The 12,195-nt window shown below is 52.0% G+C and carries 11 protein-coding genes; 9 read left to right on the top strand and 2 right to left on the bottom strand.

The window, feature by feature from the left end; translation table 11 throughout:
* Window positions 1–15 precede the first annotated feature (15 nt).
* The 3 genes from rpsT (at window position 16) to DPF_RS10840 (ending at window position 2,597) form a co-directional block, all read left to right on the top strand.
* Window positions 16–279: a 30S ribosomal protein S20 gene (gene rpsT / locus DPF_RS10850; RefSeq protein WP_069859668.1), complete on the top strand. Its 264-nt coding sequence runs from the start codon at window positions 16–18 to the stop codon at window positions 277–279.
* Window positions 280–511: 232 nt separating this feature from the next.
* On the top strand, window positions 512–1,870 hold the full coding sequence (locus DPF_RS10845) for a TrkH family potassium uptake protein (RefSeq protein ID WP_069859667.1): 1,359 nt from the start codon (window positions 512–514) through the stop codon (window positions 1,868–1,870).
* A gap of 82 nt (window positions 1,871–1,952) precedes the next feature.
* Window positions 1,953–2,597 (top strand): potassium channel family protein, encoded by a 645-nt coding sequence (locus DPF_RS10840; protein WP_069859666.1) that lies wholly within the window; start codon window positions 1,953–1,955, stop codon window positions 2,595–2,597.
* A gap of 301 nt (window positions 2,598–2,898) precedes the next feature.
* Here DPF_RS10840 and DPF_RS10835 read toward each other — a convergent pair whose 3' ends face one another.
* Both DPF_RS10835 and DPF_RS10830 read right to left on the bottom strand, forming a co-directional pair.
* Entirely contained in the window at window positions 2,899–3,741 is an 843-nt protein-coding gene (locus DPF_RS10835; protein ID WP_176724243.1) for a menaquinone biosynthetic enzyme MqnA/MqnD family protein, read from the bottom strand.
* A 112-nt stretch (window positions 3,742–3,853) separates the two neighbouring features.
* Complete coding sequence (locus DPF_RS10830; RefSeq protein WP_069859665.1) at window positions 3,854–4,525, bottom strand: adenylate kinase; 672 nt, start codon at window positions 4,523–4,525, stop codon at window positions 3,854–3,856.
* A 430-nt stretch (window positions 4,526–4,955) separates the two neighbouring features.
* On the opposite strand from DPF_RS10830, the gene DPF_RS10825 reads away from it, so the two are divergent.
* The 6 genes from DPF_RS10825 to cas1c all read left to right on the top strand — a co-directional run bounded on the left by DPF_RS10825 (window position 4,956) and on the right by cas1c (window position 12,191).
* Window positions 4,956–7,139, top strand: coding sequence for a CRISPR-associated helicase/endonuclease Cas3 (locus tag DPF_RS10825; RefSeq protein ID WP_069859664.1), 2,184 nt, complete (start codon window positions 4,956–4,958; stop codon window positions 7,137–7,139).
* A 13-nt stretch (window positions 7,140–7,152) separates the two neighbouring features.
* Window positions 7,153–7,821: a type I-C CRISPR-associated protein Cas5c gene (gene cas5c / locus DPF_RS10820; protein WP_069859663.1), complete on the top strand. Its 669-nt coding sequence runs from the start codon at window positions 7,153–7,155 to the stop codon at window positions 7,819–7,821.
* The gene (gene cas8c / locus DPF_RS10815) at window positions 7,818–9,587 is read left to right on the top strand and encodes a type I-C CRISPR-associated protein Cas8c/Csd1 (RefSeq protein WP_069859662.1); all 1,770 of its coding nucleotides are present in this window, start codon (window positions 7,818–7,820) and stop codon (window positions 9,585–9,587) included. The genes cas5c and cas8c overlap by 4 nt, the downstream gene beginning before the upstream one ends.
* A 2-nt stretch (window positions 9,588–9,589) precedes the next feature.
* Window positions 9,590–10,462: a type I-C CRISPR-associated protein Cas7/Csd2 gene (gene cas7c / locus DPF_RS10810; protein ID WP_069859661.1), complete on the top strand. Its 873-nt coding sequence runs from the start codon at window positions 9,590–9,592 to the stop codon at window positions 10,460–10,462.
* Window positions 10,463–10,536: 74 nt separating this feature from the next.
* Entirely contained in the window at window positions 10,537–11,163 is a 627-nt protein-coding gene (cas4, locus tag DPF_RS10805; protein ID WP_069859660.1) for a CRISPR-associated protein Cas4, read from the top strand.
* Entirely contained in the window at window positions 11,160–12,191 is a 1,032-nt protein-coding gene (cas1c, locus tag DPF_RS10800) for a type I-C CRISPR-associated endonuclease Cas1c (protein ID WP_069859659.1), read from the top strand. The genes cas4 and cas1c overlap by 4 nt, the downstream gene beginning before the upstream one ends.
* Window positions 12,192–12,195 lie beyond the last annotated feature (4 nt).

Raw genomic sequence — 12,195 nt, 5'->3', positions numbered from 1 at the left:
TAGGAGGATTTACTGTTGGCTAACCACAAGTCCGCACTCAAGAGGCATCGTCAGAGCATCAAGGCCCGCAATCGTAACAGAATGACCAAGACCAGGATCAAGCACAGCGTCAAGGCTGTTCGTCTGGCCATTGAGAATAACGACAAGGACAAGGCCCAGCAGGCCTTGCAGCAGGCCACGTCCGTACTGGACAGGGCTGCGTCCAAGAATGTTGTTCACTGGCGTACGGCCGCCCGCAAGATTTCCCGGTTGAGCAAGGCTGTCAGCGCTCTCGGCTAATTGCTCCCGGTATCAGATCTGTTCCATAAAAAAGCCCGGCACCATGGTGCCGGGCTTTTTTATTGCCTTTTTACATTCCATTGACTAGACATGAAAGGTTCAATGTGGTGCAACCATGCGGCATCACGACATGTTCATGACTTCTTCCGAAGCGGTGGGTGCTGATGGCCACAGGCCTTGACCAACGGTTCCGTGAAGGGTTTTCCTGATCTTTTGCACAGGCTCTTTGACTATGAAACAACGCCTGATAACCCCCTTTGGCCTTCCCATCTATGTTTTTGCGGTGACGATTCTCGTGGGAACGGTGCTGTTGCATCTGGAAGCCAGCTGGGCCCAACCGGGTTCCATCTCGTGGCTGAGCGCCTTGTTCACGGCCACATCAGCCACCTGCGTGACCGGATTGGCGGTTGTTCCCACAAACGGGTTTTCCGCCCTGGGCCAGACCGTGATCCTCTGTCTCATCCAGCTGGGCGGACTGGGCATCATGACCTATACCAGCCTGGTTTTCTACCTCTGGCGCAAGCGGGTGAGCATCACGGATCGCCTGGCCGTGGGTCAGTCCCTGCTCCACGATCCCTCCTTCAATCTCGGCCGTTTTCTGGTGCAGATCGTTGTCCTCTGCTTCAGTATCGAGGCCGCTGGCGCCATCCTGCTCTTTGCCTGTGATCCCCGGGGGTTTGCCCCGTTTTCAGCCCTGTTTCACGCGGTGTCCGCCTTTTGCAATGCCGGGTTTTCCCTGTTTGATGCCAGCCTCATGCCCTGGCGGTCCCATGTGGGGGTCAACGGGGTGATCATGGGATTGATCATCCTCGGGGGGCTCGGGTTTTCCGTGCTCATCGACATGCTGCGCACCATGCGATCCCGCCTGGTTTCCGGCAGCCGGTCCCGCAAGCGTCTTGCCTGGCAGACGGGCATTGTGATCAAGACCTCCCTGTTCCTCATCCTGGCCGGCTGGGTGGTCATCTTCCTGGCCGAATGGCATGGGGGATTCGGCAGTACGGACCACCTGGGAACCCAGGTGCTGTCCGCCCTGTTCCAGTCGGTGACCGCGCGCACAGCCGGGTTCAACACGGTCAACATCGCGGGCATGACCAATATCGCCCTGGTGATCATGCTTCCCCTCATGCTCATTGGCGGGTCGCCAGGATCCTGCGCCGGAGGCATCAAGACCACCACCTTCAGGACAACCATTGCCTTTGCCTGGGCCCAGCTTCTCGGACGCAGACAGGTGGTCATCAACGGGTATGCCCTGGAAGAAAAATCCGTGAACAAGGCCCTTGTTCTCATCATCCTGGCTGTTGTCACGGTGCTCACGGCCACGGTGATCCTGTCGGTGAGCGAAGGCAGGGAACTGGCACACCTGCGGGTTCGCGGGCAGATCGTGGAAATTCTTTTTGAAGTGGTGTCCGCTTTTGGCACGGTGGGGCTGAGTACCGGACTCACCCCACATCTCACCCCCATAGGCAAGGGCGTGATCATTGTGCTCATGTTCGTGGGCCGGCTCGGCCCCATTGCCTTTCTGGCCTTTTTGCAGGGATGGCAGACCAGGGAACGGTTTGCCTGGCCCGAACGGGACATGCTCATCGGGTAAAAGGGGGGGCACATGGTTGGTATCCCCGGGACAAAGGGGCTTTTCTGATTCTTTACTGATCGTACTGGTGCAGGTGATCGTCATGGAAATAGGCATTATCGGCTTGGGCAAGTTCGGCTTTTTTTTGGGGTCGTCCCTGGTGGACATGGGCCACCGGGTCATTGGCGTTGACTCGGATCCGGCCAAGGTGCAGGCGGCCCAGGAAACCCTGACCCAGGTGTACACGGCCAATGCCTCCGACAGCATCGCCCTGGAGCAGCTGGGCATTGCAGATCTGGCCCAGGTGGTGGTGAGCGTTGGCCAGTCCATGGAGGCGAGCATTCTCATTGCCCTGCATCTCAAGGAACTGGGGGCCAAGGATGTCTGGGTCAAGGCGGTGAGCGAGGATCATGAAAAGATCCTCAAGCGCATCGGCATCAAGCATGTCATCTTTCCCGAGCGCGTGGCTGCCGAGGAACTGGCCCGCAAGCTGGTTGACCCGGGATTTCTGGATTCCCTGTCACTGGGCAAGGATGTGGTTTTGCGGGAACTTGAGGTGGACAAGTGGGCCGGCAAGAATCTCATTGAGCTGAACCTGACCAACACCCTCAAGATTCAGGTGGTTGCCGTGAAGCGGGTGGGAAAGCGGGAACCGGATTTCATCCCGGATGCCCGACGACCCCTTAACAAGGGGGAGCTGCTGGTGGTTCTTGGCAAGGACGAGGATATTGCCAAGGCGGAGGCGTAAAAAAAAGAAAGTGCGCAGTACACAGTGCGCAGGGCACAGAAAACATAAGTGCACAGTGCGCAGAACGCAGTACACAGAGGAGTTCAGTAGAGAGTCCATTCGGTGCCTGCGCTCCGGGACTATCTGTTCCGGATAACGGAATCATCAGGAAGGATTTGAAATTTCACGTTGGCGTGGTCGGAAATGATGAACGCAATGCGGCAGATATTCTCCCCTTACCGAAAATAAAAACTGCGCACTGCGTTCTGCGCACTGTGCACTAAAGTGCACTGTGTACTGTGTACTGAGTACTTAAGTGCACTCAAGTGCACTTATTTAATGCCGGACAACCGGGCAAAAGGCCCAGGCGTGTGCACAAGTGGGCATACAGGGCCAGGCTTGCCTGTTCCTGTTCTCCCAGTTCATAGCTCATGATCTGCCAGTATCGGCGCAGCACCTCGCGGGAAAATCCCTTATTGCGGGCTTGATCCAAAAGGTGTTCCAGGTGGTCTGGCACCTGCTTTTTGATGTCGAGAAGGCGCGCGGCCAGGGTGGTGAGCATGGCCTGCCGTTCAGGGAACAGGTTCTTGCGCACGATCCACAGGGCAAAGACAAAGGGGAGTCCGGTCCATTGTTTCCAGGCCTCGCCCAGATCCGTGATATGCCATCCCCTGGGTCGGTCGGCATGGATGCGCAGGGCCCGGTCGCCGATTTCCAGAAAGGGCAGTCCCAGGCCGAGGCCTTCTCCGGGTTCCACGACCTGCCATTGGGGTTGGTCAAACCCCCAGGCCAGGGACCAGAGTACCTTGAGGAGGGCCACGGATGTTGCCGAGGCACCGGTTACATTCACCCGGTTGTGGTGGTGGGCCAGGAATGAAGGGAGATCTTCCCGGGGCACCGGGCTGACCAGAAGCACGCTCTGCACAGGGCCATCGGAGCTGATGCTCAGTCCCGGCAGGATCTGGTACTGTTCGGCATGGAGCAGGTATTCGAAAGCCGATGACGGGGATACGTCAATCTCGCCCCGGGCCAGAAGCTCGTTGAGAAACGAGGGATGCCCCGGCACCAGGGTATGATCAAAATGTCCGTCCTCCGGGTGTTCAAGGAGCTGGAACATGGGCCAGACATTGAGATAATCGATTTTTCCGATGTTAAGGGTAGGCATGGTCATCCGGGTGAAAAGTCTGGGCGGGTTGCCAAAAGAGAGCAAATGAAAAAGGGCGGATACTCCGCCCTTTTTCATTTGTAAACCGTAGATCAATCCGGGTGCAAACCAACTAGTCCAGCTGGGAAATGAGGGTTTCCTTGATGGCGTCGATGGTGCCTTCGCCGTCCAGCTCAATGTACTTGAAACCGGCCTTGGGAGCCAGATCCTTGTAAAAATAGGCGGCAGCCAGGGTTCCGTCTTCGGTGTTGTAGTAGATGTCATGACGCTTGTTGATGGCATCTTCGTCCTGGTCGTCGGCACGGCTCTTGAGGTCGCCGCCGCAGACACGACATTTGTCTCCATCGGGCTTGATGGCGTCAATGTAGATATTGTTGGGATGGTTGTTGTCGTTCACGCAGAGACGACGGCCCATGATGCGGTTCTTGGCCACTTCGCGGGGAAGGAGGATCTCAATGACATAGTCCAGCTTGGCACCGGCTTCCTGCAGGGCGTCCCAAAGCTTTTCAGCCTGGACCTTGTTGCGGGGAAAACCGTCCAGGAGCCAGCCGTTGGCGCCTTTTTCCTGCAGGGTTTCCAGAACCATGGGGATGGTGATCTCGTCGGGAACAAGTTCGCCCTTGTCGATATATGCCTTGGCCTTTTTACCCAGGTCAGTGCCCTGACCAATGTGCTGACGAAAAATGGCTCCGGATTCAATATGAGCCAGATCGTATTTCTTTTTTACTAGGGAACCCTGGGTCCCCTTGCCGCTGCCGTTGGGTCCGAAAATCAAGATATTCAATGCGATAACCTCCTTTAGAAAAATTTCACAAAGTCTTATCCACCAAGATTGACCCTGTCAATAACAGAGGTTGGAAAGATTCGGATACCCCTGTTTGCCTCTGTTTTGTTCCCCTTGTTGCATCCTTCACATGGTCAACGTTGTGAGAGACGGCCGGAACAGCCTGACGGAGCGCTGATTCCCAGCGATCCTCAAAATGTATTACAAAAAAATATCTTGAATCCTCTTTTTAACCTGCTAACATGATGGAACCTTTAATCGAAAATTTCGTATTCCTTGTTGTTTCTTCTCTCGGAGCCCTCTAAACCGTGAGGAGTTCTGACATACTTCCAGGTAATCTAGATCCTCTCTGTATCAGGGAAGCGGGCAAACGAATGTACGAAAGGCATGGGGATGATGTGAATATCTCAAAAAGGGGCGTACGATTGTCATGAAATATTATGCGCATTCATCGGACAACCCGGATAAATCTGACTGGCAGAGGCTTGAAGAGCACCTTCAAAATGTGGCTGCTCTGGCTGCATCCTTTGCAGAGGTGTTTGGTGCTGGAGAGTGGGGGAGAACGGCGGGGTTGCTGCACGATGCGGGCAAAGCCACCCATGCGTTCCAGCGACGTCTTGAAGGTCAGCCTATTCGCGTCAATCATTCCATTTTTGGTGCACGACTCAGTCAGGAGCTGTGTGGTAAACTGGGGCTTCTCATGTCATATATCATTGCCGGACATCATGGCGGCCTTCCTGATGGCGGTATTCAGGAGGGGCAACTCCACTACCGTCTCAAACATGAACGTATCCCGGATGTTACAAAAGTTTTGTCGGCCATGGAATGTCCGGTTGATTTGAGACTGCCGTTTACCCGACGTCCTGAACGTCCCGGTTTGAGTCTTTTCTTTTTTGTCCGCATGATTTTTTCCTGCCTTACAGATGCGGATTTTCTCGATACTGAAGCCTTTTGTGATCCAGATAGAAATGCGGCACGTACACGTACCATCATTCCCCAAAGTGACCTTGGTTCACTGCAAAAAGCATTGAACGAACGACTCCGCATGTTGGAAAAACAGGCTGTCCAGTCCAAGGTCAACATGCTCCGTCGTTCTGTCTTGCATGATTGTCGTATTGCAGCCGAAAAAAAACCTGGATTTTTTTCGTTGTCAGTACCGACTGGGGGAGGAAAAACGCTCTCCTCCATGGCCTTTGCCCTGGATCATGCTGTGACACATGGATTGCGCCGTGTCATCTACGCCATTCCCTTTACCTCCATCATCGAGCAGAATGCCCAGGTCTTTTGTTCCGTGTTCGGCAGGGAAAACGTGTTGGAGCATCACAGCAATTACAAGGACAAAGATACTCCCGAGAAACAACAATATGACCGGTGGCGCGGCTTGGCCGTTGAAAACTGGGACGCACCAGTGGTTGTCACTACCAATGTACAATTCTTTGAATCCCTGTTCAGCAACAAGCCTTCTCGATGTCGCAAACTGCACAATATTGCACGGAGTGTCATCGTGCTCGACGAGGCCCAGGCCATCCCTACAGAGTATCTGGAATCATGCCTTTGCGCCCTGCGTGAGCTGGTTGATCATTATGGTTGTTCCGTGGTGTTGTGCACGGCCACCCAGCCGGCGTTAGACGATGAAAGTCTTTGCAGTCGTTTGCAACATGTTCGTGAAATTGTTTTTGATTCAAAAAAACTTTACGCGGAACTTAAGCGTACTGAGGTCAAATTTGAGGGCGCATTGACAGATGATCAATTGTCCAAACGTATTGCCAGATTAAAGCAGGTATTGTGTATTGTCAGCACCAAGGCGCAAGCCAGAAATGTGTTTGAATTATTGCCAGAACAAGAGGGCACGTTTCATCTGTCCACCAACATGTATCCTGTGCATCGGCGACGTGTGCTGGATACCATCGGCCATCGGCTCGAAAAAGGCTTGCCTTGCAGGGTAATTTCTACGTCACTTATTGAAGCCGGAGTGGATGTGGATTTTCCCGTGGTTTACAGGGCCATGGCCGGGCTTGATTCCATTGCCCAGGCTGCAGGACGTTGCAATCGAGAAGGCAGAATGAATGGTCTTGGGCGGGTTGTTGTTTTCGAGCCGGAAAAGCCACCTCGAATGCCTTGGCTGCAACGTTGCGCCAGTCGTGCTGGCGAAACGCTGCGTACCCTGCCAGCGGAAGATCCCCTGGGACTTGTAGCCATGCGTCGTTATTTTGAATTGCTTTACGATGTGCAGGACCTGGACAAAAAACAGATCGTCAAACGGTTAGACACGCCGGTAAACAAAGATTTAAATTTTCCTTTCAAGGAAATCGCCCAAGATTTTCGCTTCATTGAAGATGAAGGAACCGCAGTGATCATTCCAGGAGAACCCGAAACAGAATCCCTGCTCCAGCAGTTGCAGTTTATGGATAATCCGCGTTCCGTTTTGCGCAGGTTGCAACAATATGTGGTCACGGTCAGGTCCAGGGAATTGGCCAAGCTTTATTCGGATGGGGCAGTTGAAATGATTCGGGGTACCTATCCTGTGTTGCGCAATATGGCCGCCTACAGTGAACATGTTGGACTGTGTGTGGATGGCGGTGATGTATGGCACGTTGATGAATTAATTCTCTGAAAAGGAGGAGCTTATGGCATTTGGCATTAAACTGCGTGTCTGGGGAAAGTATGCCTGCTTTACCAGGCCGGAAATGAAGGTGGAGCGAGTCTCTTATGACGTCATGACTCCGTCTGCCGCCCGGGGCATCCTGGAGGCCATACATTGGAAACCGGCCATTCGTTGGGTGGTGGACAGGATTCATGTGCTCAAACCCATTGTTTTTGACAATGTACGGCGCAATGAAGTCAGCTCCAAGATTGCAAAACCAAATCCTGTCACGGCTACAAAAAAGAAGAAACCGCTTTATTTTCTGGTTGATGACGGTGGAAACAGGCAGCAGCGGGCTTCGACCCTGCTGCGCAACGTCGAATATGTCATTGAGGCCCATTTCGACCTGACCGGCAAGGCCGGACCAGGAGACAATGTTGGCAAGCATTTGGATATATTCAACCGTCGGGCCAGATCGGGCCAGTTTTTTCATCAGCCCTGCCTGGGATGCAGAGAGTTTCCGGCGTTTTTTGAGCTATTGGAAGATGAGGATATTCCCGTCTCCTGCTATATGGGTGAGGATCGTGAATTGGGCTATATGCTTCTGGACATCGACTTCGAGCACGACATGACTCCGCTTTTCTTCAGGGCTGTCATGAAAGACGGTGTGATTGAACCCCCTTCGCGTTTTTCGTCGGAGGTACGGGCATGATTCTCCAGGCACTGCATAACTATTACGAACGCATGCGCTCAGATTCGGATTCGGGCATGCCGCCTTATGGCACAAGCATGGAAAATATCTCTTTTGCCTTGGTGCTTGATGCTAACGGCAATTTGCGAGGTATCGAGGACTTGCGGGAACAGTACGGAAAAAAGCTCCGTCCTCGCAAAATGGCTGTGCCCCTGGCAGAAAAAAAAGCCAATGGTATCAAACCCAATTTTTTGTGGGATACGACAAAATATGTGCTGGGTAAGGACAAGGAAAATGACAAGGATAATGAGGAAAAGAAGCGTAAAAATCAGGAACGAACAGCCAAATGTCACGATTCTTTTGTTGAAAACATGAAGACGTATTGTGATGAGTCCGATCCCGGACTTGCGGCTGTGCTCAAATTCCTCTCTGGCAAGGATAAAGATATCTCCGACTTTCCCAATGCCGAGGAAGTCATCGGAACCAATGTTGTTTTTCGATTGGAAGGAGAACGGGGCTTTGTGCACGACCGTCCGGCCGCCCGCAAGGCCTGGGCATCATGTTTGCGCCAGCGAGAACAGGGCGTTCTTGGTCAATGTCTGGTGACGGGAGAGACATCCGTGCCTATTGCCCGGCTTCATCCATCAATCAAAGGAGTGCGCGGTGCCCAGCCGTCAGGAGCGTCCATTGTTGCCTTTGAGCTTGCCTCTGTTAAATCATACGGCAAAGAACGTTCTTATAACGCGCCTGTCAGTCAATATGCAGCTTTTAGCTACGTTTCGGCACTGAATTTCCTTTTGAGTGGAATCAATCGTCAAAGAATTATCCTTGGTGATGCCACCATTGTTTTCTGGGCCGAGCGTATGAGTCCGGCCGAGGATTTTCTTGCCGATTTCTTTGATCCGCCATCCGAGGTGGTTCAACCCGCTACCTCTGTAGACCGTCAAACCACAACCAAAATTTACGGCCTGCTCATGGCCATACGTTCCGGCAGACGGGCCGTGGATATCATGCCGGATCTTGATGAGTCAGTGCATTTTTATCTGCTGGCTTTGGCTCCCAATGCAGCCCGCTTGTCCATCCGCTTTTGGGAAGTCGATACCGTGGGTGGTCTGTTGAAAAAAGTCGGTAAGCATTTTCGGGATCTCGAAATCGTCCGTCAATATGAAGACGAGCCGGAATTTCCACCCCTCTGGCGTTTACTGTGTCAGACAGCAGCTTTGGGCAAAAGTGAAAATATTTCTCCTGTTCTTGCAGGAGGTATGGCAAGGGCCATGCTTTCCGGGGTAAGATATCCCCAAAGTTTGCTTGTAGCTGTGCTGGGTCGCATACGATCCGAGCACGCTGTAACGTATTTTCGTGCAGCGCTCATCAAGGCATTCCTTATACGAAATAAACAAATGGAGGTTCCCGTGTCACTTGATCCAGCAAGGACAGACCGTCCTTATTTACTCGGCAGGCTTTTCGCTGTCCTGGAAAAGGCCCAGGAAGAAGCTGTGCCCGGGGCCAACGCGACCATCAAGGATCGTTATCTCAGCTCTGCATCGGCTACTCCGGGGCAGGTCTTTCACATGTTGCTCAAGAATGCGGCCAATCATACGGCCAAATTGCGCAAGGATCCGGAGAAAAAAAAGCTGGCGTTCCACTATGACAAAATAATCCAGGACATAATGGATGCCTTCAGCGATTTCCCGACAACCATGTCCTCTGAGGAACAGGGGCTTTTCATGATCGGCTATTACCATCAGCGTAAAGACTTTTTTACCAAAAAGAACAAGGAGAACTAATCATGACCGCCATAGCCAATCGTTATGAATTCGTGCTGCTTTTTGACGTTGAAAACGGTAATCCCAATGGTGATCCCGACGCAGGCAACATGCCACGTATTGATCCGGAAACAGGGCATGGTTTGGTCACGGACGTGTGCCTGAAGCGCAAGATTCGCAACCATGTTGCTCTCACGAAAGAGGGGGCAGAGGGGTTTAAAATTTACATTCAGGAAAAAGCTGTACTGAACGATACCAATGAATGTGCGTACAAGGCGCTTGATTTGAAGCCTGTATCCAAGAAATTACCCAAAAAAATCGAAGATGCTCAAAGGGTAACAAGCTGGATGTGCTCAAATTTTTACGATATCCGCACTTTTGGGGCTGTCATGACTACCGAGATCAATTGTGGTCAGGTGCGCGGTCCTGTGCAGCTGGCTTTTGCCAAAAGTGTTGACCCCATTGTTCCGCAGGAAGTGAGCATTACCCGCATGGCCGTAACAACAAAAGCTGAAGCTGAAAAACAGCAGGGAGATAACCGAACCATGGGCCGCAAGCATATCGTGCCTTATGGTTTGTATGTGGCACGAGGTTTTGTTTCGGCACCATTGGCCGAGAAAACAGGGTTTTCCGATGATGATTTAAATCTTCTTTGGGATGCCCTTATCAACATGTTCGAGCATGATCGTTCTGCGGCCCGTGGACTCATGAGCAGCAGAAAGCTCTTTGTTTTTAAACATGAGAATAAATTCGGAAGTGCTCCAGCGCACAATCTTTTCGATTTGGTGCAGGTCAGTCGGGCAGATGGGTCTACCGGTCCAGCCAGATCATTTGCCGACTATACCGTTACGGTTGGGCAGGCTCCTTCCGGCGTGGAAATTATCGAAAAATTGTAGTTGATGTTCTTACTGGTTGCAGTGGCTTCGACACTGCAACCAGTCTTGTTTTCTGAAATTGACATGAGATATCTATGTATCAGGAATCCGAGCTCTTCCAACTTTCTGCATTGCAGCATTATCTCTTTTGTCCCCGGCAATGTGCTCTTATCCATCTGGAACAAATCTGGAAGGAGAACAGGTATACTGTCGAAGGGCAGCTGATGCATGGGCGGGCCGACAGTGAGCGTGTTGAAAAGCGTGGCAATCGTAAGATTGTCTGCAGTCTCATGATTCGTTCCTTGCGGCTTGGTGTTTCTGGCAAGGCGGATGTGGTAGAGTTCTTCAAGGAAGATGGGAAATGGGTTCCATTCCCCGTGGAGTACAAGCGGGGACGGCCCAAGGAAAATGATTCTGATCGTGTGCAGTTGTGCGCCCAAGCCGTGTGTCTGGAGGAAATGCTGGGAACAGAGGTTCCTTGTGGCGCACTTTTTTATGGAAAACAAAAACGGCGACTGCCCGTCGAGTTCGATGAAATGTTACGCGCAAAGACCGAAAATACCGCACGTGCCATTCACGAAATGCTCGCACAAGGTGTGACCCCTGCAGTCAAATGGACAAAAAAATGTGAGCGTTGTTCATTGTTGGAGGTCTGTATGCCGGAGAAAACCGGGAGCAGATGTTCAGCTTCCCGATATCTAGCTTCGATTTTATCGACATGAAAAAACATCTGAACACGTTGTTTATTACAACGCAGGGGACATATCTTGCCAAGGAAGGCGAATGTGTTGTCGTTCTGGTTGAGAAAAAGGCCCGGGCCAGAATCCCCATTCATACTTTGAACAGCATCGTGTGTTTTGGACAGGTATCATACAGTCCGTATCTTCTGGGACATTGTGCCGAAAACAATGTTTCTCTCTCCCATTTAACGGAGTACGGAAAGTTTCTGGCCAACATGCAGGGGCCTGTTTCCGGGAATGTACTTCTACGCAGGGAACAATACCGGAAGGCAGATGACCCTGACGCCTGTGGAAAGATCACCAAGGGGCTTCTTGCAGGGAAAATTGCCAATTGCCGGACGGTGTTGCAGCGGGGAGCTCGTGATCATGGAGACAAGGGGAACAAGGATTATCTGCGTCGAGCTGCCGATCAACTCACTCTGGGAATGCAACGCTTGAAAAGTGTGAATTCCGTGGATTCATTGCGTGGAATTGAGGGCGATGCAGCCAATACCTATTTTGGAGTGTTCAACCATCTGATCACAAGTAAAGATCCCTGTTTTTGTTTTTCCGGTCGTAATCGTCGTCCCCCTTTAGATGCTCCCAATTGTTTGTTATCGTTCATATATACATTACTTGTCCATGATGTGAGAAGTGCCCTGGAATGTGTCGGTCTTGATCCGGCAGTGGGATATCTCCACAAGGATCGCCCCGGCAGACCCAGCCTCGCTCTTGATCTTATGGAAGAATTCAGGCCTTTTTTTGCAGATCGTCTGGCCCTGACCCTCATTAATCGTGGGCAGATTACTTCCAAGGGGTTCCAGGTGACGGACAGCGGGGCGGTTCACATGAGTGAGGATGCCCGCAAGACTCTCTTGGTAGCCTATCAGAACAGAAAGCAAGAGGAGGTGATGCACCCCTTTCTCAGAGAAAAGATGACCATAGGCATGCTCTGGCATATTCAGGCCCGTCTGCTGGCCCGTCATCTAAGAGGCGACCTGGATGCTTATCCGCCTTTTGTCTGGAAATAGGAGG

The organism is Desulfoplanes formicivorans (genome assembly GCF_001748225.1).
GTDB lineage: Bacteria > Desulfobacterota > Desulfovibrionia > Desulfovibrionales > Desulfomicrobiaceae > Desulfoplanes > Desulfoplanes formicivorans.
Note: the sequence above shows the minus strand (reverse complement) of the source record. Positions and strands in the feature narration are given on the sequence as shown.

What these genes read in the sequence shown, in the direction of transcription:
- cas1c (WP_069859659.1), top strand. Translation starts at nt 11,160, where the DNA reads ATGAAAAAACATCTGAACACGTTGTTTATTACAACGCAGGGGACATAT.
- cas4 (WP_069859660.1), top strand. Translation starts at nt 10,537, where the DNA reads ATGTATCAGGAATCCGAGCTCTTCCAACTTTCTGCATTGCAGCATTAT.
- cas5c (WP_069859663.1), top strand. Translation starts at nt 7,153, where the DNA reads ATGGCATTTGGCATTAAACTGCGTGTCTGGGGAAAGTATGCCTGCTTT.
- cas7c (WP_069859661.1), top strand. Translation starts at nt 9,590, where the DNA reads ATGACCGCCATAGCCAATCGTTATGAATTCGTGCTGCTTTTTGACGTT.
- cas8c (WP_069859662.1), top strand. Translation starts at nt 7,818, where the DNA reads ATGATTCTCCAGGCACTGCATAACTATTACGAACGCATGCGCTCAGAT.
- DPF_RS10835 (WP_176724243.1), bottom strand. Translation starts at nt 3,741, where the DNA reads ATGCCTACCCTTAACATCGGAAAAATCGATTATCTCAATGTCTGGCCC.
- DPF_RS10845 (WP_069859667.1), top strand. Translation starts at nt 512, where the DNA reads ATGAAACAACGCCTGATAACCCCCTTTGGCCTTCCCATCTATGTTTTT.
- DPF_RS10840 (WP_069859666.1), top strand. Translation starts at nt 1,953, where the DNA reads ATGGAAATAGGCATTATCGGCTTGGGCAAGTTCGGCTTTTTTTTGGGG.
- DPF_RS10825 (WP_069859664.1), top strand. Translation starts at nt 4,956, where the DNA reads ATGAAATATTATGCGCATTCATCGGACAACCCGGATAAATCTGACTGG.